Origin of the sequence: Uliginosibacterium gangwonense DSM 18521, assembly GCF_000373965.1 — a bacterium.
Lineage (GTDB): Bacteria > Pseudomonadota > Gammaproteobacteria > Burkholderiales > Rhodocyclaceae > Uliginosibacterium > Uliginosibacterium gangwonense.
The window spans coordinates 480,667-507,558 of the sequence record NZ_KB892835.1; the positions used below are offsets into that span (position 1 = coordinate 480,667).

19 protein-coding genes are annotated in these 26,892 nt (G+C 57.8%); 7 read left to right on the forward strand and 12 right to left on the reverse strand.

Going from position 1 to position 26,892, the window contains the following annotated elements:
- Window positions 1-77 precede the first annotated feature (77 nt).
- A complete protein-coding gene (locus B145_RS27235; RefSeq protein ID WP_169558535.1) occupies window positions 78-1,757 on the forward strand; it encodes a methyl-accepting chemotaxis protein in 1,680 nt (559 codons plus the stop codon).
- A 13-nt stretch (window positions 1,758-1,770) separates the two neighbouring features.
- Here B145_RS27235 and B145_RS0105120 read toward each other — a convergent pair whose 3' ends face one another.
- Together B145_RS0105120 and B145_RS27240 are read right to left on the reverse strand one after the other, a co-directional pair.
- Entirely contained in the window at window positions 1,771-2,931 is a 1,161-nt protein-coding gene (locus tag B145_RS0105120) for a response regulator (RefSeq protein ID WP_018605607.1), read from the reverse strand.
- A 38-nt stretch (window positions 2,932-2,969) separates the two neighbouring features.
- Complete coding sequence (locus tag B145_RS27240; RefSeq protein WP_169558536.1) at window positions 2,970-7,184, reverse strand: PAS domain S-box protein; 4,215 nt, start codon at window positions 7,182-7,184, stop codon at window positions 2,970-2,972.
- Window positions 7,185-7,581: 397 nt separating this feature from the next.
- On the opposite strand from B145_RS27240, the gene B145_RS0105130 reads away from it, so the two are divergent.
- From B145_RS0105130 to B145_RS0105140, 3 genes are all read left to right on the forward strand, one after another.
- A complete protein-coding gene (locus B145_RS0105130) occupies window positions 7,582-8,703 on the forward strand; it encodes an ABC transporter substrate-binding protein (protein WP_018605610.1) in 1,122 nt (373 codons plus the stop codon).
- Between the two features lie 4 nt (window positions 8,704-8,707).
- Window positions 8,708-12,577: a response regulator gene (locus B145_RS27245; protein WP_018605613.1), complete on the forward strand. Its 3,870-nt coding sequence runs from the start codon at window positions 8,708-8,710 to the stop codon at window positions 12,575-12,577.
- A 131-nt stretch (window positions 12,578-12,708) separates the two neighbouring features.
- Complete coding sequence (locus B145_RS0105140) at window positions 12,709-13,338, forward strand: response regulator (protein WP_018605615.1); 630 nt, start codon at window positions 12,709-12,711, stop codon at window positions 13,336-13,338.
- Here the strand turns inward: B145_RS0105140 and B145_RS0105145 are convergent.
- From B145_RS0105145 to amrB, 8 genes are all read right to left on the reverse strand, one after another.
- The gene (locus B145_RS0105145; protein WP_018605617.1) at window positions 13,327-14,073 is read right to left on the reverse strand and encodes an arginyltransferase; all 747 of its coding nucleotides are present in this window, start codon (window positions 14,071-14,073) and stop codon (window positions 13,327-13,329) included. The genes B145_RS0105140 and B145_RS0105145 overlap by 12 nt on opposite strands.
- Entirely contained in the window at window positions 14,061-14,780 is a 720-nt protein-coding gene (gene aat / locus B145_RS0105150; protein WP_018605619.1) for a leucyl/phenylalanyl-tRNA--protein transferase, read from the reverse strand. The genes B145_RS0105145 and aat overlap by 13 nt, the downstream gene beginning before the upstream one ends.
- A gap of 9 nt (window positions 14,781-14,789) precedes the next feature.
- Window positions 14,790-15,938, reverse strand: coding sequence for a pectinesterase family protein (locus B145_RS24485; RefSeq protein ID WP_157288272.1), 1,149 nt, complete (start codon window positions 15,936-15,938; stop codon window positions 14,790-14,792).
- Window positions 15,939-15,999: 61 nt separating this feature from the next.
- On the reverse strand, window positions 16,000-16,515 hold the full coding sequence (locus tag B145_RS24490; protein WP_018605623.1) for a putative metalloprotease CJM1_0395 family protein: 516 nt from the start codon (window positions 16,513-16,515) through the stop codon (window positions 16,000-16,002).
- 193 nt (window positions 16,516-16,708) lie between these two features.
- A complete protein-coding gene (locus tag B145_RS24495; protein ID WP_051082536.1) occupies window positions 16,709-17,380 on the reverse strand; it encodes a hypothetical protein in 672 nt (223 codons plus the stop codon).
- A 17-nt stretch (window positions 17,381-17,397) separates the two neighbouring features.
- Window positions 17,398-18,477: an AmmeMemoRadiSam system radical SAM enzyme gene (amrS, locus tag B145_RS0105170; RefSeq protein WP_018605626.1), complete on the reverse strand. Its 1,080-nt coding sequence runs from the start codon at window positions 18,475-18,477 to the stop codon at window positions 17,398-17,400.
- Window positions 18,478-18,486: 9 nt separating this feature from the next.
- Window positions 18,487-19,035 carry an AmmeMemoRadiSam system protein A gene (gene amrA / locus B145_RS0105175; protein WP_018605628.1) on the reverse strand — a complete coding sequence of 183 codons (549 nt, stop codon included), beginning with the start codon at window positions 19,033-19,035 and terminating at the stop codon, window positions 18,487-18,489.
- 14 nt (window positions 19,036-19,049) lie between these two features.
- Complete coding sequence (gene amrB / locus B145_RS0105180; protein WP_018605631.1) at window positions 19,050-19,868, reverse strand: AmmeMemoRadiSam system protein B; 819 nt, start codon at window positions 19,866-19,868, stop codon at window positions 19,050-19,052.
- Between the two features lie 283 nt (window positions 19,869-20,151).
- Here amrB and lpxC point away from each other — a divergent pair, with 283 nt between their 5' ends.
- On the forward strand, window positions 20,152-21,069 hold the full coding sequence (gene lpxC, locus B145_RS0105185) for a UDP-3-O-acyl-N-acetylglucosamine deacetylase (protein WP_018605634.1): 918 nt from the start codon (window positions 20,152-20,154) through the stop codon (window positions 21,067-21,069).
- A 15-nt stretch (window positions 21,070-21,084) separates the two neighbouring features.
- On the opposite strand, the gene B145_RS24500 is transcribed toward lpxC, so the two are convergent.
- A complete protein-coding gene (locus B145_RS24500; protein ID WP_018605636.1) occupies window positions 21,085-21,513 on the reverse strand; it encodes a DciA family protein in 429 nt (142 codons plus the stop codon).
- A 171-nt stretch (window positions 21,514-21,684) separates the two neighbouring features.
- Here B145_RS24500 and secA point away from each other — a divergent pair, with 171 nt between their 5' ends.
- On the forward strand, window positions 21,685-24,411 hold the full coding sequence (secA, locus tag B145_RS0105195) for a preprotein translocase subunit SecA (RefSeq protein WP_018605639.1): 2,727 nt from the start codon (window positions 21,685-21,687) through the stop codon (window positions 24,409-24,411).
- Between the two features lie 65 nt (window positions 24,412-24,476).
- Here the strand turns inward: secA and B145_RS0105200 are convergent, their stop codons facing one another.
- The gene (locus tag B145_RS0105200) at window positions 24,477-24,791 is read right to left on the reverse strand and encodes a hypothetical protein (protein WP_026258839.1); all 315 of its coding nucleotides are present in this window, start codon (window positions 24,789-24,791) and stop codon (window positions 24,477-24,479) included.
- Between the two features lie 273 nt (window positions 24,792-25,064).
- On the opposite strand from B145_RS0105200, the gene B145_RS0105205 reads away from it, so the two are divergent.
- A complete protein-coding gene (locus B145_RS0105205; RefSeq protein WP_026258840.1) occupies window positions 25,065-26,687 on the forward strand; it encodes a methyl-accepting chemotaxis protein in 1,623 nt (540 codons plus the stop codon).
- Window positions 26,688-26,892: the final 205 nt, after the last annotated feature.

Below are 26,892 nucleotides of genomic sequence, written 5' to 3' on the forward strand. Positions count from 1 at the left end.
ATGCAGCGCAGTAAATTATCCGGACCATGTGTATCAGCCACATGGATCGTTTCTGGCTTCAATTTTTGGGGGTTGCAATGCATCGTTCTCCTCTGAGTGCTTTGGGCGTGAGCTACAGATTGGCGGCCCTGGTGATCATCTCGGTCGTTTCATTGGTGGGAGTTGGCTTTGGCGGTTGGATGGGCATATCTCAGGTCGCAAACTCGGTGACGACCTTGCAGGATGAGCGCCTGCCTGCGGCCAATCTGTTGGGGGAGATCCGCAGTTCCACCTCAACCCTGCTGCAATATTCATTTGAAGTGCTCTCCCGCGAGAAACAGGTCAATGCGCAAAGCCGCTTCAAACAGGTACTCGAACGCAAACGCCTGATCGCCAACAACCTCAGTCAGGCCATGACTGCCTATGAGAATCTGCCCAAGAGTACCGAAGAAGCCGAGGCATGGAAAAAATTCAAGGATTCCATGGTGCCGTGGCGGGCGCGTAACGATGAGCTGTCAGCCGTGCTTCAGACGCTGAGTGAAAACGAGGATTTTGACAAGCAGGCTCAACTCTTCGGCCAGTACAAACAGCCTCTGGCAAGCTGGGGATTCGTCCAGTCCAGCGTGGATGTCAATCTCACCAAATTGCTGACCTTGAATCGTACTGAAGCCGAGAAGGCGCGAGAGCACGATGTGGCTGTGCAGAAGCTGGCATTGCGATTTATCGCCGTAACGTTGGGGGTGGCTGTTGTGCTGTTGCTGGTGCTGGCGATTGTAATTGTGCGTAGCATCACTGTTCCTCTGGGGCGCCTGCGTCATACCATCGTTTCCATTGCCAATGACAATGACTTTACCCGCCGCGCCGATGTACAGGGGCGTGATGAAATGGGGCAGACCGCCGAAGCCTTCAATCGCTTGCTGGAAGGTGCGCATGCCTCGTTGCGGGATGTGCTGGAAAATGCGGAAAGCATTTCTGTGGCGGCTCAGCGGGTGGCGCAGGCATCCCGGCAGGCCGAGGAATCCTCCGGCAACCAGAGTGAAGCCTCTGCCACGATGGCGGCTGCGATTGAGCAGATGACCGTATCGATCAATCATATCAATGACAGTATGCATGAGGCATCGGGTCAGGCACGCGAAGCTGGCGATGCGGCCAAGACCGGTTCTGAGATCATTCTGCGCAGCAATACTGAAATCGACACGATTGCGCAGGCGGTACAGAGTACCAGTCAGGCAATTGATCATCTGAGCCGGGAATCCGAACGGATTTCACTGATTCTGCAGGTGATCAAGGATGTGGCCGACCAAACCAACCTGCTTGCACTCAACGCCGCAATCGAAGCCGCCCGAGCCGGTGAGCAGGGACGCGGATTTGCCGTGGTGGCCGACGAAGTGCGCAAGTTGGCCGAGCGCACCACACACTCCACGACTGAGATCGCCTCCTTGGTGCAGTCCATGCAGTCCTCCGGCAAAGAGGCTGTGCGCTGTATGGGGTTGGTCGATAAACAGGTGGGCAGCGGCAAGGCATTGTCGAGCGATGCAGTCGAGCACATCAAAGGGATTTACGATAGCGCCATGCGGGTGGTATCGGTGATTGGCGATGTTTCCGCCGCCATCCACGAGCAAAGCACGACTGCGCAAAGCATTGCGCGTGAAGTGGAATCGGTGGCGCGCCTGACTGAAACCGGGCATGTCACCGCAAGTGAGACGGCGAAGGTGTCGCAGGACCTGGACGCGCTGGCTGAGAATCTGCGTCTGGCAGTCAGCCGCTTCAAGGTTTGATTCTGAGCGCTGTTCAGTGCTGCATTGCATGCAGGCGTTCGGCAAGGTTTGCGAGCGTCTGTTGGGTTTCCGCGTTGAAATTGTAGAGGCGGATCACTGTTTCCATGTTGTCATGCACCAGGCTTAATACATTGGCTTCCTGCTCTTCACTGAGGCCTAGGTAAGCAAATGCAGACAATAGCTTGCTCTGTAGTTCGGCATTGACGGCGGTGGCTGCCTGCTGGGCCGTGGCATATTTTTGTCGGAAAGATTCGATGGTGGCTTGCAGTTCCAATAACAGGGTTGTGATTTCGCTTTGTGTATGCTCCTGTATTTCTTCTGCCTGTTGCAGTTTGAGCTTCTGCATCGTTTCTGCCGTTTCAAGCGCACCCAATTTGGCATCAATGCTCTCTGCGGCAATACACAGATTGTCACGGATGCGCCCACACAGGTCCGGGTCGTCCAGCGGCATGCTGTTGACCAGGATGCTCGTGCTCTCGTAGTTGTAGGCCGCATGCTGTTTGAATTCAACCACCCGCCCCATCTCGCGCACTTTGCGGATAACGGATATCGCCAGTGGCTGGTTTTCGCCTTCCGGGCTGAAAGTATATTCTTGGCCCTGTATGCGTAACTGAACGGCTCCCCGGAGTTGATAGACAGCCAATAGCCCCAAAAAGGCTTCTGCGATGGCACGATAGTTTTCGCAATAGTTCAACTCGCGCAGAAAGTTCAGCAAACCGGCATATTCACCCAGGCTGCTCATCACCGTGCTTGTCATCGTATTGGCTTCAGCAACCCGCAGATGCAGCATCGATTCGTGCAGAACGGCACGCTGGGTGACTTCTACCTTTTGCTTGACCTCGGCCAGCTTGTAAGGCTTGACCATGAAGTCGGTGCCACCGGCTTTGTAGCCTTCCAGGCGGGAGTCCAGATCGTCCAGTGCGGAAATGAATATCACGGGCCTGGTTTGGCCTGTTTCTTGTGCGCGGATCTGGCGGCATAGATCAAAACCATTCATGCCGGGCAGGTCGACATCCAGCAAAAACAGGTTGGGCATGCCTGTTTTGAGGCGCTCAAGACATTCTTCGGCTGATGCAAAACTTTCCACCGTGTATTGGGCGCTGAAGGCTGATTCTAAAACCCGGCGTGTGGCTTCAGCGTCATCAACAATGAAAATCGAGAACGGCTCGCTCATGGGAGGCTCCTCACGAAAGGCTGTGCACCGATATCAGTCTATGCGCTTTCAGAGGGGGGGGGGTTGGGTATGCCTTTGTGTCGGCCCGCCAAAAAGGCATCCAGTTGTGGGATCACCGCTTGGAGTGCCTCTTCAAGCTGGCTCAGGTAGTTTTCTGCTTCCACCCCGGAGCCTGTTTTGGCGGCGATTTCAAGTGCTTTACAGAGCTGGACTGCCTGCGGCGCGCACAATCCGGCAAGGCTGCCAGCGAGTTTGTGACTGGTTTTTTTTATCTGCACTAGATTGTGAAGCGTGCAAGCATGGGTGAGCGTGGCAAGATCTTCATCGATCTGCTTGCGCACGAGTGACGTGTACATCACCAGCGTCTCTTCGCTCTGATCCAAGCGCTCCAGTGCTTCGTCAAAATTCACTTCGAATGTCGAGGCTGGGGTGGCGTTTATGACAGATGCCTCGGGGTCCGAGGGATTGGAGACCAAGGTGGAACTTAACCACCTGTCCAAGGTGGGCAGCAAGGTGTGGATGTCTACAGGTTTGGCCAGGAAGTCATCCATGCCTGCGGCCAGGCAACGGGCCCGATCTTCCTCAAATGCGCCGGCGGTTAATGCAATGATCGGGACGCGCAGCGGAGGGTTATCTTTTTCCCAAAGGCGCACCTGCCGGGTAGCCTCCAGGCCGTCCATGACGGGCATCTGGCAGTCCATGAGCACTGCATCAGGTCGATCTGTCTGTTTGCATAGAGCGGCAATTGCCTGGGCTCCGTCCGTCACACAACTGACCTGATAACCACTACGGGTAAGTAGTGCGCGAATCAGCAGGATATTGGCAGGTGTGTCTTCCACGACCAGAATATGCTTTGCCCGAGCGGGGGAGGCGGTGAGCGGGCCGCTTGGAGCGGGGGAGGTCAGGGCTGCGGCAAGTGGCTTGTTCTCCGTATCCGCCCCCTGGTATTCCAGGGGTACTTCAAACCAGAAGCATGAGCCCTGGCCTTCCACGCTACGCATGCCGACCGAGCCCCCCATCAATTCCACCAGGCGGCGGGTAATCGCCAGCCCCAGGCCGGAGCCGCCAAAGCGCCGGGTGATGGAGCTATCCACCTGGGAGAAGAGTTCAAACAGCTTGCTTTGTTTGTCTGTGGCGACACCTATGCCGGTGTCCTCAATCGAAAAATGCAGGCGGCGCAAGGTTTCTTTTTCGGCGGGGATGTCTTCCACACATAGGCTGATCGAACCGGTGTGAGTGAATTTGACCGCGTTGCTCACCAGATTGGAAAGAACCTGGCGTAGGCGCAGTGGGTCTCCCCAGCAGCGGCCGGGTTTGAGTTTGAGCGTGGAGTGCAGGACCAGATCTTTTTCACGTGCGGCCGGGGCAAACAGACTGACAATGTCATTGATGATGTGTTCGGGTGAGAAGGCTACGCGGTCCAGTTCCATCCGGCCCGCTTCCACCTTGGATAGATCTAGAATGTCGTTGAGCAGGGCGAGCAGCGTCTGGCCGGAGTTGTAGATGATTTCTGCATACTTCTCCACCTCTCCTTCCTTGATTCCCGGCATCAGTAAAAGTTGGGCCATGCCCAGAATACTGTTCATCGGGGTGCGGATTTCATGACTCATTGTGGCCAGGAAGTTGCTCTTGGCACGGCTGGCAGCTTCGGCGGCTTCGCGGGCGTGTTCAAGCTCGCTGACATCAACACGGAAACCGACGATGTGCCCGTTGGCCGTGCGCCGTTCCTTGATGCGAATCCAGTTGCCATAGCCGGTTTTTTGCAGCAGGTCCATATCTCCAACGTCATGGCTGCGCTTGCACTCGGCAATCCAGGCATCAAGTTCCTCGGTACTCATCCCGCGAGGCTCATATTGCGCCCGGTAGCGCAAGATATCTTCAAACGTGGGGTGGGTGTCGACCAGCTCTACCGGCAGTTGGTACATCTCCCGGTATTTCTCGTTGCAGAAAATGAGTCGGTCTTCGGTGTTGAAAATGACAAATGCTTCACCGATGGTTTCGATGGCCGAGCGCATCAGGATTTCGCTGTGTGCCAGTGCTGCAGCTTTTTGTGCAACGAGGCTTTCCAGTTCTGCCTGACTGCGGCGGGTTTCTGTCACGTCGATGGCTACGCCGATGATGGCCGGGCGCCCTTGGTACTGGGTGAGTCGGCTATGGGCTTCGACCATGATCGGCGAGCCATCTGCTTTGTGCAGGGCAACCCCGAAATGCATGCGTGTCATGTTCGCTTCAATGTAATGCTGCCATCCTCCTTGAATGCGATCGGCATCTTCCGGGGCGATCAGATCCAATACATTCAGTTTGCCAATGATCTCCTCGGGAGAGCTATACCCCAGCATGCTGGCCAACCCTGGATTGACATAGACAAAGTCATTGTCCTGGATGATATAGATGCCTACGATGGACTGCTCGACCAGTGCGCGGAATTTGCTGGTTTCTTCGACGACCTGTTGCTCCAGGCGGTCACGATAGGCTGCCAGTTCTGTCTCCAGCTTTTTGCGCTCGCTGATATCGCGCACAAGCATCAGGGTATAGCTGTTGTTGTTGTATTCAAAGTGGTTGGCGCTGATCTCCACGGGGAAAGTACCGCCATCCTGGCGGCGGTGCTGGCTTTCCAGTATGCGTGCGCCTTCAATCTGAATGTCATTCCTGAGTTTGGCCCAGTAGTCCTCATTCCAGTCAGGGGTGATCTGGGCGATGGACATGCCAAGCAATTGCTCCCGCGTATAGCCAAGTTGCGTGGAGCAGGCTGCATTGACATAGGTGAAGTGAGAGGAGGCATCCAGCAGATACATGGCTTCGTCCATGTGATTGATGGCAAACCCCATGAGAATGCGTTGCCATTCGGAAGCCTGGCGTTCGGTAATATCGTTGATGACCGCGTACAACAGGCTGCGCCCTTCCAGGGTCATGGTGACCGAGCGCACTTCCACCTGGCGGATGTTGCCATCGGCCAAGCGGTGCGCTAGGTAGAAGCAGTCGCGCCGGTTGCTCAAGGCTTGGGCGATTTCATACTGAATCTGCTCAAGCGGATTGGGGTTGATGGTGCCAATGGGCATCCCTTTGAATTGCGCGCGCGTATAACCGTAAAAATGCTGTGCAGCTAGGTTGCCATCGATGATGGTGGTGGTATCCGGGTCGATGAGGAGCATGACGGAGTTTGAATGCTCAAATACCGCACGGTAGCGACTTTCGCTCTGGAGCAATTCCTTGGTGATATCTTCGGCCAGCACTTCGGCGCGGCGCCGCTGGTCGCTCATCCGCGACAGCACCAGATACAGCAGAATGGCGATCATCCCGCCCGCGCCGGTGATGATCCAGGGCAGCTTGCGTTCTTCCGTGGAAAAAAGGCTCGGCAGTGAATACAGGTGCAGCGACCAGATTTTGTTGCCGATCGACATGTGGTGCCAGGTCTCAAATAGGGGCGGCTCCGTTTCGGCCATGCCTGCTGGATTGGCGTTGGGTGCTGTGTTCAGGTCTTCGATCTGCAAACTCAACCCGTCCTGCAAGCTGTTCATCAACCTGGAGATCAGGTCACGCGGGCGGAAGTGGCCAAACACATATCCCATTAGGGCGGCGCGGCGCTGCTCTGTCGAGGCGGGTGTCTGGCCGTTACGGTAGATGGCGTGAAACAGGATGATGCCTTCCTGGGGAGTGCGTCCGGTTTCCGGGTCAAACAGAGTGGGCTCTGAAGCCGTGATGGCCCCTGTATCCCGCGCCTGCTCCATGGCTTCACGCAAGGCTGGGGTGGCCAGCATGTTGCGGCCGAGCAGTTGCCGATTGCTCCAGTTGAACGGTTCGATGCGTGTGACGACGGCCAATTCCGCAGGCTGTCCGCCAGGGTGGATGTAGTAATCGGCAAAGCCTTCTGACTGCATCCGGGCGATCAGCTCTGCGCCAGCCTGGGCCGGTAGTGACTCGATGTATCCCAGCCCCAGGATTTCCGGATGGTCGACAGGCAGTTGCAACTGTCCCACATAGTGAGCCCATTTTTCGCGGGGAATATTATGGGGGGATTGTGATTGCACCAAGCCTGCCGCACTTTGCAATAGCGTTTCATATTCCTGTATGTGACGCATGACGGCGTTGGCGGTGGCATCGGCCTGGAAGGTGAAGCGTTCGCGCGCCCGCGCCTTGATTGCCTGCTGCGAGTACCAGGCTGACAATAGGGTCAGCCCCAGCGTCAACAGCAATACACCCCATGACACCAGCGGATAGCGCAGCCATTTCATTATCCGGGTGCTGAAGTTCATGGGCATGCCGTCCTTTGTATAGCCTTGGCTGAGGTCGTTGATACGTAATGTGATGTTACGGCCAAGCATGCGCTGACGTGAGGGCTTGTACCAAAAAAGATCAGACGGTTTGTGAGTTCAGACAGCAATTTTTACATTTTCTACGGCGCCCCTTTTGCGTCAAGCCGGGATGTTGGGACGTTTAGGCAGGTCGATCAAGGCTGCCACAATTTTGTCGTATACAGAGGCTAGGGTGCATCTTGTAGGGCGGGAGTGGCGACTCTTTCCTGCTATAGATCGCGCCCGGGGGATCAAGCGCAAAGCTTCCCCCTAGTCTGTGTGTTGACGGACGTTTCAGTGGGTTTTCAGATGCATCAATGCCTGGAAGCTGCTATGGCATGCATGAATGGAGCAGGCTATGAAAGAGCGGATCAATGGCAGGATGTGTGGTCTTGCGGCTTTGTTCTCGGTTGCGTGCCTGACCGCCTGTAGCAAGCCGGACCCCATCACCATAGGCTTCATCGGCGGCCTGAGCGGCAATACGGCAGATCTTGGCGAAGCGGGGCGCAATGGTGCCATGCTGGCTTTTGATGAGGCCAACGAGGCGGGCGGAATCAATGGGCACCGCCTGGAACTGGAGGTCCGCGATGATCAGCAAAAGCCTGAACTTGCCCGCCAGGGGGTACAAGACCTGCTCGCGCACCACGTGTCCGCGATTATCGGGCCGATGACCAGTGCCATGGCCATGGCGGTTCAGTCGGTGATTGCCTCTGACAATATCGTCATGGTCAGCCCGACAGTCAGCACCGTAGATTTGAGCAACAAGGACGACAATTTTCTGCGGGTGATTTCTTCTACGGCGGACTACGCTTTCCGCACGGCCGGGTATCTGTACCAGAAGCGCGGGCAGCGCAGGCTGGCCGCAATTTATGACCTCAACAACCGCTCCTACACAGAGAGCTGGTTGCGGGACTTTCGTAAGGCATTTGAGCTGCGTGGCGGGGCTGTTGTCAAGGCAGTGAGCTTTGATGCGGCCCAAACACAGGATTTTGCCCCTGCGGTGCAAGAACTGCTCTCGGCCAAGCCTGATGGGCTCATCATCATTGCCAGTGCGGTCAGCGCTGCTGCAATCTGTCAAAAAATACGCGCAACGAATGAACACATCCCCGTTGCCATGACCGAATGGTCTGCTACGGAGACGTTGATTAGCGCTGGCGGCAAGGCGGTTGAAGGGGTTCTGGTGGCGCAGTTTCTGGATCGCCGTGACAGCACCCCGCGTTATCAACAGTTCCTCAAGCGCTACAAGCAACGCTTTGGCAAAGATCCTGGCTTTGCCGGCGTGACCGGCTATGACGCGGCAAATGTGGTGATCACAGGCTTGCGCCACGATGCTGACCCGAGCCACCTCAAGGCCACTCTGCTGGGCATCCGGCAGTTTCAAGGCGTACAACAGGATATCAACCTCAATCGTTTTGGGGATGCAGATCGGGTGACCTTTATGACAGAGATACGTCACGCACACTATGTAACCGTGGAGTAACAAGGTGCGTCAGCGTTCCTTACGACGCCTCCTGGCTTTCCATGCGCTGTGGGCGCTCGTGTTTCCGCTGCTGGCCATAGCCATGTTTTCCGTATTCTGGATCGTACCCAAGATCCATCAGGAAATGGTCGATCAGCAGCGCGAGCTGGCTGTGTCTTCCGCCATGCAGATTGAGCACTACCTCAATGATTCGCTCGGGGGGATTACCGAAGCGGCAACGGATTATGCCGATGCGGCCAGCAACAATACGAACCCGAACGAGGTATTGGATGCATTGGTACGTGCCTCGGATTATTTTAATGTCATTTATGTGGTCAGCCGGGCCGATGGCGTGATCAAGGCGGTAGGCATGCCAAGAGCCGGAAATGCGCGCAGGGATGATCTCCTGGGGGCTGATCTGAGTGTGGCCAGTGGGTTCACCGAGGCCGCGCGGCGCAAGGAATTGTACTGGTCGGACTCTTTCCGATCTGTGGCAGGCTTCGACCCTGTTGTGACGATCATAGACCCCAGAGATCGTTTCCTGGTGGTTGGAGAGGTCAGCCTGGAGCGCCTCTCCAGGCGTCTGCACGGTCTTGCCCAAGACCCGCTGCAGCGTGTTCTGCTGATCAATAGCCGGGGTGTGCTCATTGCCGATCAGAATGTCGGTGCCACTGTCCAGCAGAGGGATTTGAGCGGCATCCCTTTGATCCAGGCTGGGTTGGCGTCCAGACGGATCAATACAGCGGAATTTGTACTCGATGGACAATCCCTGCTGGGGAGCATGATCCCGCTCAAAGGGGGCCTGGGGTGGAGTGTGATTGTCGCCCGTCCGTTATCGAGTGTATATCGGCCGATCTGGGTTGCATTGATCATAGCGGGCGGTTGCCTGACTGTGATGGCCGGGATCGGATTTTTTGTTGCATTTGTCATGGGTGGGCACTTGGCACGTCGTTTTGAAGTGCTCTCGGCACAGGCGGCAAAGGTTGTGGCCGGAGGCGATATCCGGGCATGGCCAGAGGTGGATATCCGGGAGTTTGCCACCTTATCGGATAATCTGAAAAAAATGTTTTCGGCATTGAGCCGACGCGAGCGGGAACTGTCGACCCTGATGGGGAATCTGCCCCTGGTGGTCTGCATGATTGATCTGGAAGGACGGATTCTGCTTGCCGAAGGGCGTGCGCTGGCAGGCATGGAGTTGAGTGCCGCCGATTTGATCGGTACGCCGGCAGAGGATATGGTGGGGCGGCAAGCCGAGATTTGTGCTGCCTTGCGGCAAACCCTGCATCACGGAGAGCGAACTCATGTGGAAGCGATGGTGGGGGTGCAGTGGCTGGACTGTCTGTTTGAGCCGCTCCAGGATGAGCGCGGCAGCATTACCGGGGTGCTCGCCGTGTATTTTGAAACGACTGCGCGGCGCAACGCCGAGGGGGCACTGCGCGAAAGCGAATTGCGATATAGGCAGTTGTTTGAAAATCTGACGGTAGGTTTTGCCCTGCATGAAGTGATTTATTCGCCTGATGGTACAGTGTGCGATGGTCGTTATCTTGATGCGAATCCGGCCTTTGAGCGCTTGCTGGGAAAACGGCGTGCCGAGATTGTTGGGCGGACAATTCGTGAAATCGTGCCCCGCAAGGCACAGGAATGGATTGAGCTGTGCGCGCAGGTCGCAATCAGCGGTATTTCCTTGGCGTATCTTGATTACGTATCAGAAGGCGGGCGTATTCTGGATGCATGGATCTTCTCGCCCAGAGCCGGGCAGTTTGCCGTGCTCTTGTCGGATGTGACTGAGCGCAGGCAGGCCGAGGATCAATTGCGACGGCTGAATCAGGATCTTGAGCTGCGCGTGCATCAGCGCACTGTAGATCTGGAAACTGCCAATGGTCGGTTGGTGGAGGCGCTGAGGGCTGCGCAGGGGGCAACACGGGCCAAGAGCGAATTCCTGGCCAATATGAGCCATGAGATCCGCACGCCGATGAATGCGGTGATCGGCATGATCTACCTGGCATTGCAGACTGATTTGAATGTCCGCCAACGGGAATACCTGACAAAAGCCAGCATGGCGGCAGACTCCTTGCTGGCGATCATTAATGACATCTTGGATTTCTCAAAAATCGAAGCGGGTAAGCTTGAGTTGGAGCGTGCAGAGTTCCGCCTGGATGACGTGCTTGAACGCATCATCGCCATTGTTGGCCTGCGGGCACAGGAGAAAGATCTTGAATTTGTGCTCCGCGTGGATGCAGATGTGCCGCAGAGCCTGATCGGAGATGCCTTACGCCTGGAGCAGATTCTGGTCAATCTTTGCAACAACGCAGTCAAGTTCACCGAAGCGGGCGAAGTGGTAATGTCTGTGTCATTGAGGGGTGAGGGTGGCCCCGACATGCTCATGCTGAAGTTTTCCGTCCGTGATACAGGGATCGGCATGGAGGCTGCGCAAGCCGCAAAACTGTTCCAGCCCTTTGTTCAGGCGGATGCCTCCAGTACCCGCAAATATGGTGGAACGGGTTTGGGTTTGGCGATCTGTCGGCAGTTGGCTGAGTTGATGGGAGGGCAGATCTGGGTAGATAGCGAAGCCGGAGTCGGGAGTGAGTTTTCTGTGGTGCTATGTCTGACGCATGGAACAGAATCGAGATCTCTGTATCTATCCTCAGAAGTAGGGGCGCAGATTCTTTCCGTTTTGGTGGCCGACGACAACCCGAGTGTCTGTGATGTGTTGGCCGATCTGCTGGCCCGCCTGGGGCACTTGTGCACGGTGGCGCACAGCGCACAGGAAGTGGATGAGCGCTTGCAGCAGGCATCGGCGCAAAAGTTTGACATCGCGCTACTCGACTGGCGCTTGCCAGGGCTGGAGGGGCAGGCCATTGTGCCCTGGTTTGCAAGCCGTTTCGCTCATGCACGGTTGGTACTCCTGATGGCCAACGGTGAGCAGACTGTTGTGCCCCCTAGTCTGCTTGATGGGGCCGATGCGGTGTTGCCCAAGCCGGTGATGCTGCACAGCCTGATGGCAGTATTTGCCAAAGTCATGCGGGATGAGCGCTGCAGCGTGTTGCCGGAAGCCGGTCGGGAAAAGTTGTCGGCGCTTGCGGTGCCTGCGTTTGGTGAGAAGCGGGTGTTGCTGGTGGAGGACAACGAATTCAACCAGCAGATTGCCGCAGAGCTGTTTCGCGCTGTTGGCCTGGGCGTTACCGTGGTGGCCAACGGGGTGGAGTCACTGACGGTTTTGCGCGAGGAGCGCTTTGATGCTGTTTTCATGGACGTGCAGATGCCGATGATGGATGGTTATGAGGCTACGCGTCGAATCCGGATGGATCTTGGTTTGGTGGATCTTCCTGTCATTGCGATGACCGCCCATGCTTTGCAGCAGGATCGTGAATTGTGCCTGGCTGCGGGGATGAATGATTACATCAGCAAACCAATTGAACCCGGCAGGCTGCTGAATCTGCTGCGTAGGTGGTTGGGGGGCTCGAATATACCGAAGGGCAATTCGGCGCCTGCGCCGGAAGTGGCTGCAGATCGGCAGGATGCTGTGGATTGGGGGCTGCCGGGGATCAATGTCGAGGTGGGTTTGCGGTTCTGTAACGACAGCCCTGACTTTTTCCAGAAGATGCTGGAAAAATTTCTTGTGTCCAGAACCGGACAGATTGAGGCGCTGCAGGCCTTGCTCAAAGCGGGGGACCATGCCTCTGGAATTCGTGTTGCGCATACACTCAAATCGGTTGCCGCGACGTTGGGGGCAGAGCAGCTTGCTGCCGCTGCCATTGCGCTGGAGGTCGTGTTGACGCGTGGTGAGGCCTATGCGACGGAATTGGAGCGCCTGGTAAGCGAAATGGATCTGGTGTTGAACGGGCTGCGGGCCTGGATGGCCCGGTCAGGCAAACAGGCGAGCACACCTATGTGAGGCCGTTGGCATCGGGCAAACGGTTGGCTGTGCATAGTGAGTAGGCGTTACAATGACAAGTTCAAGCATGATTTTTGGATGCCGCCGGAGAGGCTATGGTGGCTGTTGCACAAAAGACAATGAGGTAAAGGATGTCCGAGGCAGCGCAGGTGGGTGAAAAGTTGGATCGTGAATTTTGCAGTACCCGTGAGGCGGCCGTGCGCCTGGGCGTGTCGCTGGGGACGGTACAACAGATGGTGGAGAACGGTCTGCTGGATGCCTGGAAAACATCGGGTGGGCATCGACGGATTCGCGTCGGCTCGGTTGAAGCCTTCCTGCGCAGGCATCAAACTGGAAATATCACAGGCGGCTCCTCGGGTGGCCTGCGGGTATTGATTGCCGAAGATGACCGCCTGATGCAGGCACTCTACGAGAAAACGGTGGGAACCTGGGACATGCCGATTGAGGTCAAGATTGTCGCCTCCGGCTTTGAAGGCCTGATGGAAATCGGCCGTAATCCGCCTGATCTGTTGGTGGCCGACCTGATCATGCCAGACCTGGATGGCTTTGCCATGGTCCGCAAATTGCGTGCGGACCCACAGCTGGCGAATATGGATATCATCGTGGTCACTGGCCTCAGTCCCGAGGATATCGAGGAGCAGGGCGGTCTTCCGGCGGATGTGCTGGTGTACGCTAAGCCCATTCCTTTCCGTGAACTCCGTGGCTACATCCAGGCCAAACTGGTGCAGTTGCAACGTCAGCAACGTGTTTCAGGCCAGTAAATCGAAGTCCTGGTCCGTCAATTCCCGCCAGTTTTCGCTCACCAAGCCTTCCAGTGGGCGGAAACGTCGTTTGTAATTCATCTTGGCGCAGTCCCGTATCCAGTAACCCAGATACAGATAGGGGCGATTGATGCGTCGGCATGTCTCCACCTGCCAGAGAATGCCGAAACTTCCCAGACTGGTCTGGCTGAGGTCGGGGTCGAAGAATGTGTAGACGCTGGAGAGGCCATCAGGCAGGCAGTCGATGATGGATACCATGCGCAATTCACCGGCCTCGCGGAATTCCACCAAACGCGTATCCACGCGGCTCTGGAGCAGAAACTGGGTATATTGATCCTGGCTGTCGCCATCCATGCCTCCGCCGGTATGGCGCATGTGTTGGTAGCGGCGATAGAGGTCGTAGTGGTCTTGATGGAAGGCCAGCTTCAGTTCCGTGGCCTCCAGATGCTGGTTGCGCTTCCAGGTGCGCCGCATGCTGCGGTCTGGCTCAAAACGTTCTACCGGGATGCGTACCGGCACGCAGGCCTGGCAGGTGTCGCACCACGGGCGGTAGGTATAGACGCCGCTGCGGCGAAAGCCATGACGCACCAGGTCGCCATACAAAGCACTGTCGATCAGGTGCCCAGGCGTGGCGACCTGTGATCGTGCCACGCGGTCCGAGATGTAGGAGCACTCATACGGTGCCGTGGCGTAGAACTGCAGCAAGGAGTAGGGCAGATCTTTCAGTTGGGACATACGTCATTCCAGCAATGGTACGCAAACCCGCTCGGCCAGCGGCCCGGCTGCACCTGCTCGTGCGCCCAGGTTTGCAAGCCGGTTGTGAATGCTTCACGACTGATCTCATGCGCACCCAGGGATGCCAGATGCGAGGTCGCCATCTGGCAGTCAAGGATGGCATATTTTTCCCGTTCCAGCATAGCGGCCAGATGAGCAAATGCTACCTTAGATGCATCGGTCTGGTGGTGAAACATGGATTCGCCAAAAAAAGCCCGCCCGATGGCAACCCCATACAGCCCACCCACCAATTCGCCATTGCACCACGTTTCTATGCTGTGCGCCCAGCCCAACTCATGCAGGCGCAGATAGGCGTTCTGAATGGCGGGCACAATCCATGTGCCGTGGGCCGCGTGGCGTGGCGCAGCACAGGCATCAATGACTTCTTTGAAGGCGGTGTCGCAGCGCACCTCAAAGCGCCCGGAACGCAAGGTTTTGCGTAATGAGCGGGTGATGCGCTGCTCCCCGGGGATGAGCACCATGCGTGGATGGGGGCTCCACCAGAGGATGGGGTCCTCTGGCGAAAACCACGGAAAGATTCCGAGCGGATAGGCCTGCAACAGCCATTCTGGCGTGAGCGCGCCACCCACCGCCAGCAGACCGTTCGGGTCTGCCAGCGCCTTGTGGACGGGAGGAAAGTCCTGAGGGGTGCGCAACCAAGGGATCATCCCTGTAGATTACTCGATTCGCCAGTCTCCCAACAGCTGTCCACGTGTGAAGGCTTGTACCTGCGCTTCGCCGAGCTGGCGGCGCTTGGTATTGACCGCTGCGCCCGGCCCGGTGCTGTGGTATTCAAAGAAGCGCGCATCTTCGGGCTGGAACCAGGTTTTCTCGGTGCCGCTCCTTGGGGTACCCGACATCGCGGCCCAGCCATCCGTGGTGATGTGCACATCCATGAAGCAGTTGATGAAGATACTGCTGCCAACCGCATCCGGGTCTGCATAGCGCCCATCGCCCCGACTGACTGTGGGGTGCCAGGGGCGACCCAGCGGGCTCGATTGTGCAGGAACTTTGTCACTCTCACGCAGCAGTTTGCAATCGATAAAGACCAGCCCCCACGGCTGGTTGATCTGGGTGCTGGGGGCGGTAACGTAGCCCACCGGGTTGACGCCCGGTTTGACGCGGGCCCGGGTGATGATTTCGCATTGCTCAAACACAGCCTGCCCGGCCCCGAAGATGAAGTCCACGTTGCCACTGACGCGGCAGTTCTGGAACAGGCTGCGACCGACGTTGACGAACAGGGTGTCCTGGTGCCCGGTGATGTCCACATTGCGGAACAGGGCGCGATCTGCGCCAGTGTCCGTCATCAATGCCACGGCCTGCGGATCGTTGGTCCGGGTTGGGTCCTTGGCATCCTTGATATCGTTGGCCGGATAATCGTAAGCATTTTCAATCGTCAGATTCTCGGCACGGAAATCGGTGGCCCGCACAATCAGCGTGGCACAACCAAAGGTGCTCCACTTGCCTGCACTGCCCGGTCTGGCGAGGCCCGAGTAGGCATCAAAACTCAGCACGGTGGTGCCGCGCCCTTCGCCCACGAGGGAAACAAAAGGCTTGTCGATGACCAGTTTTTCGTAATACCGCCCCTTGCGTATCGTGATGCGGCGTGGGGCGTTGGCCTGCGAGGGCAGTGCGTCCAATGCTGCCTGGATGGTTTTGAAGGTGGGCTTACCCTCCACACGGTCTCCTGCAGTGCCGTTGAATTGGGCATCAACGACCAGGTCTGAGTCCATGTGGGTGGGTTTCATCGTTGCGCAGCCCTCAAAAGTGGCAGACAGGGCAGAGATTGCAGCAAAAGTAAGCAGAGAACGACGTTTGGCATCCATGTGACCGGTCTTCTTGAGAAAATGGAAGCCTTCAGAATACACTCAAGCGCATGCGTTGTGTTCAAGCCTGCGTGTCGATCACCTTACCCATGCTTGCATTTGAATGGCCCGTGTTTTTGAACGAGGCGGCAATCAATTCGGCGCGGGCGCGCGCCTCCATCTGCGAGGCTTGTGCCGCCACGTTCTGATCTTGGCCTGAAGGGTTGGCAGGCGCCAGCGCGGCTCTGCGCACCTGTTCTGCCCGGGCAATGGTTTCAGCAGGGGTGCGGCCTTCTGAGATTGAGATCTGCACCTCGCCTGCCACGGCGTAGCGCTTGCCATCCGGCCCTGTCTCATATTTGAAGGTGGCGCCACCCATCGCAAGCCCGCCTGCGGCGGCAAGGTGGGCGGCTTCATGCGCTTTGACTTCCTTGTCGGTTTTCTCTAGCGCCTGGATTTGTTGCAGCTGTTCCTGGCTGAGTTCTGCTTGGCCGGCTGTTGCAGACGAACTGGCACGTGCCGCACCAGTCGTGCCAGACTGGAGGGCGGCCGATGGTGAATAGGAAGCAAGAGATGCGGCGGAAACAGATGAGATCACGCTGGAATTTCCTGACGGAATTTCTCACTCTCACCATAGTTCGCATTTGCGCGGGAACAAGGGGAACATGCCCCTTGTTGCAGCAAGAAAGGCTTAAAACCTGCTCATCATCCTATTGCGAGGCCGTGATCGGGACTCATGCGCTGCTCTTCATGCCGTTGTCGGCCTCTCGCGACAGATTCTGAACAAGTTCTTAGCTTGCCGACGTTTCTCTAGGCGGCATATGGCCCGCGAACCATTGGGTGCTTGCCTGGGCAGCCGCGTCCAGGCTGCCGGGTTCAATGAACCCTGCACTGGCCTGCGCAACATTGAGCATGGTCTTGGGGCCGCCGATTAGCTCATAGGCACGCGTGGTGGAGGCCAGCAGCTCAGTTTCTGCTCCAGGGGTGAGTACGAAGATCGGGGTATGCAGTTGCCGCAAGGGCGCGGCACCGGCCAGATCAATGCGGCCTGCTTTGCTTATCAGGGCGGCGAAGAGTTCGGGATTGCGGCCGGCCAGCCGAATGGCGCTTGCGGCAACCGTGCCATTGGCAATCATGCCCAGGCGCAATTCGAACAGGGTCGGTTGGTTGGCGATCCACTCGCCCACGGCTTCCAGGCGTTGACTGAGCAAGGCGATGTCGTACTGGGTATCAGCGTCGCGCTGCTCCTCGTATGAGGTGAGTAGATTGAGCATCAGGGTACCAAACCCTGCTTCCTCCAGAACGGTGCAGAAATGCGATTCCCTTGCTTCGCGCAGACGGGGCAGGTGGGGTACAGCATAGACAATCAGCCCTCGTACATCGGGGGCGATACACAAGTAGGCGTCCAGCCAGATTTTGTTGGCCTGGATGCGTAGCTCAGAGTGCCGCAGGGTCAATGCCATGTAGCGATATTTTTCATTCAATAAGCGCCAATGTGGATGGGGATGCGCCGGTTGCCAAAGCCCCCGGCTCCCAGGCCAAAACGCCCTGCCAGGGGATGTTGGCAGATGGGGCAATGTCCTCCCGCTGTCAGCCGGTAATCAAGGATTGCATAGCCTTCGCGCGCAATCAAGAGTGTTCCGCAGTGTGGACACAAGGTTTTGGCCCCTTCGGGATCATGTACATTGCCGATATAGACGTGCGCGAGCCCTTGGGCTCGGGCAATGGTACGTGCGTGTAGCAGGGTGCTGGCGGGGGTGGGGCTACGGTCCATCAGGCGATAGTCGGGGTGGAAGGCGCTCAGGTGCAAGGGCACCTCCGGCCCCAGCTCATGCACGATCCAGCGGGCTAGCGCTTCGATTTCTGCTGCGCTGTCATTGGCCTGGGGAATCAGCAAGGTGGTAATTTCCAGCCAGGTTTTTGAGTGGTGATACAGCCACAGCAAGGTATCGAGGACCGGTTGTAGATGCCCACCGGTGAGGCGGAAATAGAAATCTTCGGTAAACGCTTTCAGATCGACATTGGCGGCATCCATCGGGGCGAAGAATTCTTCACGTGCACCTGGGCTGATGTAACCGGCCGTCACGGCAACCGTATGGATACCTGCGGCATGGCAGGTGCGGGCGGTGTCGATGGCGTATTCGGCAAAGACCACGGGATCGTTATAGGTAAAGGCCACGCTGGTTGCGCCACAACTCAGGGCTGCATGGGCAATGGCAGTGGGTGAGGCCGCATCCAGCAGGCGATCCATGGAGTGGGATTTGGAGATATCCCAGTTCTGGCAGAATTTACAGGCCAGATTGCAGCCTGCCGTGCCGAAGGAGAGCACCGAACTGCCTGGGTAGAAGTGGTAGAGCGGTTTCTTCTCGATGGGGTCGATGCAAAATCCGGAGCTGCGCCCGTAGGTGGTCAGCACCATTTCATTGCCTTGGCGCTGCCGTACAAAACAGGCGGCACGTTGGCCTTCGTGCAGGTGGCAGTGGCGTGGGCACAGATCGCAGGCCAGACGGCCATCGTCCAGCAAATGCCACCAGCGTGCAGGGTAGGATGAGTCGTCCATGGCGGTTTTTCAGGCGTAATGGGCCACCCGATAACGCCCCAATTTCATGTTGGCTGGCCAAGTCCCAGCAGCCAGCCCCGCCTTGGTCAGCAGGTGGGCGAGGAATTGCTCTGGCTCGGGCAGTTGCTCCCACACCTGGGGCAGAAAGGTGGCACGATGCACGCCACTGGCAAGGATCACCCCGTCTTCAAATGGAACAATCTGTTCCAGACATTTGGCCAAGCTGGGGCAGGCGGTGTACTGCACCGGCCCCAGCACCGAGACTTCAAGTTCGATGTGTGGCCACTCATCCAGGCTCAAGGGGAGAAAGCGAGGATCGTGGAAGGCTGCGGCAATCGCGTTCTGGCGGACATCTTCCCCCAGCGAGCGTACCGGTTCCAGTTGTCCGATGCAGCCACGCAGGCAGCCTTTCAGGCTCAGCGTCACAAAACTCGCTCCCGGCGCATGCAGGGCGGGGTGATCGGGTGCGCTGTCTGCGGCCTGCTTCAGCCGCCCGGCAATGGCGGTGCGGGCGTGAGCCAACAGGACGGGGCCGAGCGAAGGGGTTGTATCGGCCATATTTCAAGTGAGTTCTAGTGAGTAAAGGCGTGGGGGCTCTGGCAGAAGCACACTGCCGCATAGCCCACGACGCGGTTTCGGTCACCTGCCGTGTCGCCAGAATTGCGTAGCGCCAGCAGGCGTGGCGTGTATTGGTGTGCCTGGGCGGCCATGAGCAGGGCGTTGATGCCGGTGGCGCCGCAAGCTTGCTCATGGCCGATGATGGGTTGCATGGTGAGAATTTCTTCGCTGGTCAGTTTGTCGATGCGCTGTGCTTCGGTGTAGGAGTGGTAGTGCGACAGGTCGGAGCTGATCACGATCAGCGTCTCCGGCCCGCCCCATACCGCCTCCAATACCTGGGCCAGGGTGGTGGGGGACGTCATGCCCACCACCAGCGGCACGATGGTGAAGCTGTCCAGCGTCAGTTGCAGAAAGGGGAGGATGACTTCCAGCGAATGTTCCTGTGCGTGGGCGCGATCATCGACGACAACCTCAGGCAACTGGGCGAGGCTGAACACGGCCTCGTTGTCGACTTCCACGGTTCCCAGCGGGGTTGCAAAGGCGCAAGCACCGGGCAGGGCAATACCTTCGAAGGCAAAACGGTGGCTGGGGCCGACCAGCACGACGCGGCGGATCTCCTCCCGCAAGGGCTCCAGCAGATTGAATGCTGCTGCGGCCGTGGAGCCCGAATACATATAGCCAGCGTGCGGTACGATCAGCGCCTTGGGCGGAGTGGCATTGTCGACGGGAGATTCCTGCGCCAGCAGCGTTTGAATCTGGCCGACCAGGGCATGGGGGTCGGCGGGGTAAAACAGCCCTGCAACAGCGGGTGCGCGAACAGGTTGAGAAGCCATCGTCGGGTAATCGATTCAAAAAAGCCGCCTCCCGCCTTGCAGCAGGGGCGTGCGGGAGAGATGTGCGATACAGGCTGCCAAGCTTTGCGCGGGTGGGGTACGCCCTCGTAAAACAGATCCTTAACCGTAAACCTTACTCCTTCGCCTGCGTGAAGGGGGTGTCCGGCCCAAAAGGGTGAGCGCCGATTGGCGCTGGCAATCTTGAGCATAGGCGGCCAAGCTTGGGTATGCCAGAGTACAATCCAGACTTCCATATCGTAATGAGAACAAGGGAATCCTCCCCGTGATCAGGCAAAGAACCCTCAAGAGCATCGTCAAGGCCACCGGCGTGGGGCTGCATGGCGGCCAGCGTGTCGAACTGTGTTTGCGCCCCGCCCCCGTGGATACCGGAATCGTATTCTTCCGGGTCGATCTGGACCCCGTGGTGGAAATGCCAGCGGACCCCTATTCAGTGGTCGACACGCGTCTGTGCTCCGGCCTGCAAAAAGGCCCGGCCAAGATCGGCACGGTGGAACACCTCATGTCTGCGCTGGCGGGGCTGGGGGTGGATAACTGCTATGTGGAAGTCGATGCGCCGGAAATCCCCATTCTGGACGGGAGCGCCGCGCCGTTTGTTTTCCTGCTCCAGTCTGCAGGCTTTCAGGTGCAGGACGCCCCCAAGCGCTTCCTGCGGGTGATCAAAACGGTGGAGTACCGTGATGGCGACAAATGGGTGAAGCTGGAACCCTACGATGGTTTCCGCCTGAGCTTTGCGATCCACTTCAACCATCCGGCGGTTGATAGTACCCAGACCAATGTCACCGTGGATTTTGCCCATCAGGTTTACGCCCGGGATGTGGCGCGCGCCCGCACCTTCGGCTTCATGCAGGAGGTGGAGGCGATGCGCAACATGGGGCTGGCGCTGGGCGGCAGCCTGGATAACGCCATCGTGATGGATGAACACCGCATCCTCAACCCCTACGGCCTGCGGTATGAAGATGAGTTCGCCAAACACAAGATCCTGGATGCGATTGGCGACCTCTACCTTGCCAATCATCCCCTGCTGGCAGCCTATAGTGCCAACAAGGCCGGGCACGCGCTCAACAACCAGATTCTGCGTGTGCTGCTCGAAGACAAGAGCGCCTGGGAAATCGTGAGTTTTGAAGAGGATCAGGTCGTGCCGGAGTCGCTGCGTGGGCAGATTGCGCTGCTGCCTGCTTAACGCGGGCAACAGAGGTTAGCGGCTCTTGTCTTCCATGTGCTTGAGTGCCTGGGCCAACGGGTCGTCTGGCGACATGGACTCGCGCAGTTGCCGCAGAGCATCCCGCCCTGTGGGGGTGATGCTGCGCCGGGGGGGCGTGGGCGGAGGGGCGTGACGCTCCACGCGCACCTTGATCTTGATCTCCACAATCGGCATCCCATCGTTCATCAACGCCCCGCGCAGGGTCTCCTGACTCAATTTGAGCCGAGTGGCTAGTGCGGGCGAAGGCACATGCAGGTACAGTACGCCATCCTGCACGTTGGCCACCTGGACCAGATTGCGCATCACCTGTGGCACAGCGCGGCTGACGATGCGCTGCAGGCGTAACAAACGTGCAGCATGATCTTGCAGGCGGGCTAGTGGCTCAGAGGCGCCAAGAATTTTCTTCAGGGGGGTTGATGCCATCGGTTTAGCCCCAATATGCGAAGGGATGTGTTACGCCGTGCCACTGCCAGGAAGTCTTGTTTTATCGCAAGAACGGTAGCGGGGACCCGGCCATTCGCCGGGATACTAACAGAGTCGGCAAAACGAGCGTGCTAGAATCCGTGTTTTGCTGCATTTCACTCATTCATCAATATGCTCGCAGGCCTCCTCAAAAAAGTGTTTGGCAGCCGTAACGATCGGCTGATTCGGCAGTATATGCAGACCGTCCGTCTCATCAACTCGCTGGAACCGAAAATCCAGGTCCTGTCCGATGAGGCCTTGCGTGGCAAGACCGAAGAATTCCGGGCTCGGCTTGCCAAGGGGGAAGAGCTTGATGCGCTTCTGCCCGAAGCTTTTGCCGTGGTACGTGAGGCCGCCGTGCGGGTGTACGGCATGCGCCACTTCGATGTACAGATGGTCGGCGGCATGGTGCTGCACTACGGCAAGATTGCCGAGATGCGTACCGGTGAAGGTAAAACACTGACCGCCACGCTCGCCGTCTACCTCAATGCACTGTCCGGCAAGGGCGTGCATGTGGTGACCGTCAATGACTATTTGGCCAGCCGCGATGCGGAGAACATGGGGCGGATCTACAAGTTCCTGGGCATGAGCGTAGGGGTGATCCTCTCGCAGCAACGCCCGGAGGAAAAGCAGACTGCCTATGCGGCCGACATCACCTACGGCACCAACAACGAATACGGCTTCGACTACCTGCGCGACAACATGGTCGACGACGTCAGCCGTCGCACCCAGCGTGGGCTGCACTATGCGATTGTTGACGAAGTCGACTCCATCCTGATTGATGAAGCCCGTACTCCGCTGATCATCTCGGGCCAGGCGGAAGATCACACCGATCTGTATGTGAAGATGAATGCCGTGCCCCCGCTGCTGACCGAGCAGATTGGTGAGGACGACAAGGTGACCCGGCCCGGCGACTACACCCTGGATCTGAAGGGGCGTCAGGTACTGCTCACCGAGCAGGGCCATGAGCATGCCGAGGAAATCCTTGAGCGCCTAGGCATTCTGGCCGCTGGTACCAGCCTGTATGACCCGGCCAACATCCTGCTGATCCATCACCTCTATGCGGCCCTGCGTGCCCACACCCTGTTCCACAAGGACCAGGAATATGTGGTGCAGGACGGCGAAGTGGTGATCGTGGACGAATTCACCGGCCGCCTGATGAGCGGGCGGCGCTGGTCCGATGGCTTGCATCAGGCGGTGGAAGCAAAGGAAGGCGTCGAGATCAATTCCGAGAACCAGACGCTGGCCTCGATCACCTTCCAGAACTATTTCAGGATGTATTCCAAGCTGGGCGGGATGACGGGGACGGCGGATACCGAAGCCTACGAATTCCACCAGATCTATAGCCTGGAAACCGTGGTGGTGCCGACCAATAAGCCGATGGTCCGCAAGGACATGAACGACTTGGTCTATCGCACTGCCAACGAAAAATATACAGCCATCATCGCCGATATCCGTGGCTGCCATGAACGTGGCCAGCCGGTGCTGGTGGGGACTACCTCGATTGAAAGCTCCGAGCTGCTCTCCGATCTGCTGACCCGCGAGAAGCTGCCCCATCAGGTGCTCAACGCCAAGCAACATGATCGTGAAGCCGAGATCGTGGCCCAGGCCGGGCGTCCGGGTGTGATCACGATTGCGACCAACATGGCCGGTCGTGGGACGGACATTGTGCTTGGCGGCAGCATCGAAAAGCCCATCGCGCAACTCAAGGACAATGCCGACTTGCCGGAGGCCGACAAGGACGCCCAGATTACCCAGCTGCGCAGTGAATGGCAGGTTCTGCACGATCAGGTGGTGGCTGCTGGAGGTCTAAAGATCATTGGGACCGAGCGCCACGAATCCCGCCGGATCGACAACCAGTTGCGTGGCCGTTCCGGTCGCCAGGGTGACCCGGGTGAGAGCCGCTTCTATCTCTCGCTCGAAGACCCGCTGATGAAGATTTTCGGCGGCGAGCGTCTGAATGCAATCATGGTGCGCCTGAAGATGCCTGAGGGCGAGCCGATTGAGGCTGGCATGGTCAACCGTTCGCTGGAATCTGCCCAGCGCAAGGTTGAGCAACGCAACTTCGATATCCGCAAGCAATTGCTGGAATACGATGATGTGGCCAACGACCAGCGCAAGGTGATCTACCACCAGCGTAACGATCTGTTGGTGGCCGATGATATTGGCGAGACAGTCAAGGCGCTTCGCCATGGCGTGCTGCGTGATGAGTTCCGCAACTTCGTGCCCGTTGATTCGGTGGAAGAACAATGGGACCTGCCAGGGTTCGAGAAGCTCCTGCAAGACAGTTACCGTTTGGGGCTGCCGGTGGTCGATTGGGCCAAGGGCAACCAGAACCTGTCGGACGAAGACATCATTACGCGTGTTGTCGAGGCAGCCGACAAGGCTTACGTCGAGAAGATTGAAGATGTTGACCCCACCGCATGGCGCGATTTTGAGCGTGCCATGATGCTCAACAGCCTGGATCAGCATTGGCGCGAACACCTTGCTGCACTGGATCACCTGCGCCAAGGCATCCATTTGCGCGGTTACGCACAGAAGAACCCGAAGCAGGAATACAAGCGCGAAGCCTTCGAATTGTTCGAGTCGCTGCTCGACATGGTGCGCTACGAAGTCACGCGTCAGTTGATGGCTGTGCAGATCCGCTCGCAAGAGCAGGTTGAAGAAGCGGCTGAAAAGCATTCGGCAGTGGAAAACGTGCAATATCACCACGCCGATTACGAAGAGGCGCTGGCCAAGGCGGCTGAAGGGGAGAAGCAGCAACCCTTGCAGAACAACGGTATGCGCATCGGGCGCAACGATCCCTGCCCCTGCGGGTCAGGCAAGAAATACAAGCACTGTCACGGCGCCCTGGGTTGATCCTGGCGTGCGTTGGATCGAAAAAAAGCCGACCCTGGAGGTCGGCTTTTTCTTGCCATCTGCGCTCAGGAATTCAATGCGGCCAGCACTTCCTGCGTCACATTACGCCCGCCACCGAGATTGGTCCCCAAGGCTCCGATGCTGTAGATCAGCCCCCAGGGAAAGCCCCACCAACCCAGGAACAGGGTCATCAACGTGAAGCTGATGCCATGTTTGAAGCTGCCTTCGCCTGCCTTGACGAAATAGACGTCGGAGGATCGCTTGAAAGACATCACTACAACGGAAATGCAGTAATCAAACACCACAAATTTCCCGCCCTTGGCCAGCTCTTCATTGAGCTGAGCCACAGTCATATTCTCGATGCCATTGATCTTGGCCATGATTTCCCCGTATACGTCATGTTGATGATGCGTTGTGTATAGATCTGCCAACGCCAGCTGTCGTTGTACGGGCAAGCATAATGCAGGGGTGAGGCGCATTGGGGGTAAGGTGCCAGACGGATTGACGGCTCCACACGCAGGTGGCTGAAATACAGGCCCTGTAAAACCTTGTGCCACATGCCTGCTTGCCCTTTGGTGGGCGCTTGCCTGCACGTTTATCAAGTAATCTATCAATGAATGGGTCTATCTTCTTCTTTATCAGGGGGTTTCGATATGAAGCTTTCAACCAGACTAGGAATCGTGGTGATCTGCGGAGTGATCGGGCTGCTCCTGATCGGTGGCATGGGGCTGCACAGCTTGCGGGCGGGTCTGATGGGGGAGCGGCAGGCGCAGATTGATAATCTGCTCAAGATGTCGTTCACCCTGGTCAACCGTTATTACGCCCAGGAGGCATCCGGCAAGATGCCGCGCGCCCAGGCCCAGGCTGCTGCGGTTGAGGCATTGCTGGGCTTGCAGAACGAGAGTGCATATGTATTCGTGCGTGACGATAACGATGTGATGGTGGTGCATATCCGCCCGGACCGCATGGGCAAGGTTGATCCGGGGAAGTTGCCCGATGGGCGTACTTCGTCGGGCATCTATCGTGAGGAACTGGCCAAACAGGGGAAGTATGCTTTTGTCACGCTCCCCTCAACCAAGCCGGGCGCCAAGGCAGGCGAGCTGACGCCAAAGCTCAACGGGGTGACGCGCTTTGATCCGTGGAACTGGACGATTGGCACTGGGTTCTTTCTGGATGATATTGAGGCCAAATACAACGCCTATGCCATGTCGATGTTGATCGTTGGGCTATGCGTATTGGGCTTTACCGTGGCACTGACAATCTACTTTGCACGGGGCATTTATCGTCAGTTGGGCGGGGAGCCTGCCTATGCGGCGGAAATCACCCGCCACATTGCTTCGGGCCATTTGGGGCGGACGATCAAGGCGGCTCCTGCTGGCAGCTTGCTGGCGGCCCTGGCACAGATGCAGCAGAGCCTGCGCGAGATGATCCGGGATGTGGTGACCAAGGCCGAGTCCGTCAAACATGCCGCCTCTGACATCCAACTGACCATGGAAGAGATCAGCGCCGCCTCCGCACATTCTTCCGAGGCGACATCTTCGACAGCGGCCGCTATTGAAGAGATGGTCGTTAGCGTGGGCATGATTGCCGACAGCGCCCGTGAGACGGAGAGCAATTCTGCCCATGCCACCGAGTTGGCCCGGCACGGTCAGACCCAGGTGAGTGCCGCAACCGACGAAATCCAGCAAATTTCCGCAAAAATCGAGGCGGCTTCGACCCAGATTGAAGGCTTGGCTGGACGCACCAAGCAGATCGGCGGAGTTGCCAATGTCATTAAGGATATTGCCGACCAGACCAACCTTCTGGCGCTGAACGCGGCCATTGAGGCCGCACGGGCAGGCGAGCAGGGGCGTGGTTTTGCGGTGGTGGCCGATGAGGTGCGTAAGCTTGCCGAGCGTACCGCGCTGGCTACCAACGAGATTACCCAGACGATCCAGGCCGTACAGACAGATACCTCACAGGTGGTGGCTAGCATGGCAGAGGTGGCCCCGCAGGTGGTGCGTGGGGTCAACATGGCCGAGGAGGCCGCCCAATCCCTGCGGGGAATCAATCAGGGGGCCGAGGCCACCCTGGGCAAGATCCGCGATGTCGTCCACGCCACCGCCGAGCAGACCTCTGCCAGCAACAGCATTGCGGCAAATGTTGAGCGCATTGCCACCATGCTGGAAGAAGCCGACAAGGCGGTGCAGGGTGCAAACGCCTCAACCAATCTGCTCTCAGGCATGGCCCGGGACATCCATGAGGCGGTAGCGCGTTTCAAGGTGGAGGAGGAATAAGTCGATCCCGTTGGAAGAAAGCTTGTTGCGCCCACCCATTGTGGTGGGCGTTTGTTTTCCAGGCCAGCCCAAAATCGTCCTTATGGGCGAAACAGTAGATTGGATGGGGGGCAGGGTGTTTTTTTCACCTTTTTTACACCCCGCTTCCTATGCTTCGGGGCATGAAGCGATTGCTCTGATGAACGCGCGTTTTCTGATGATCTTG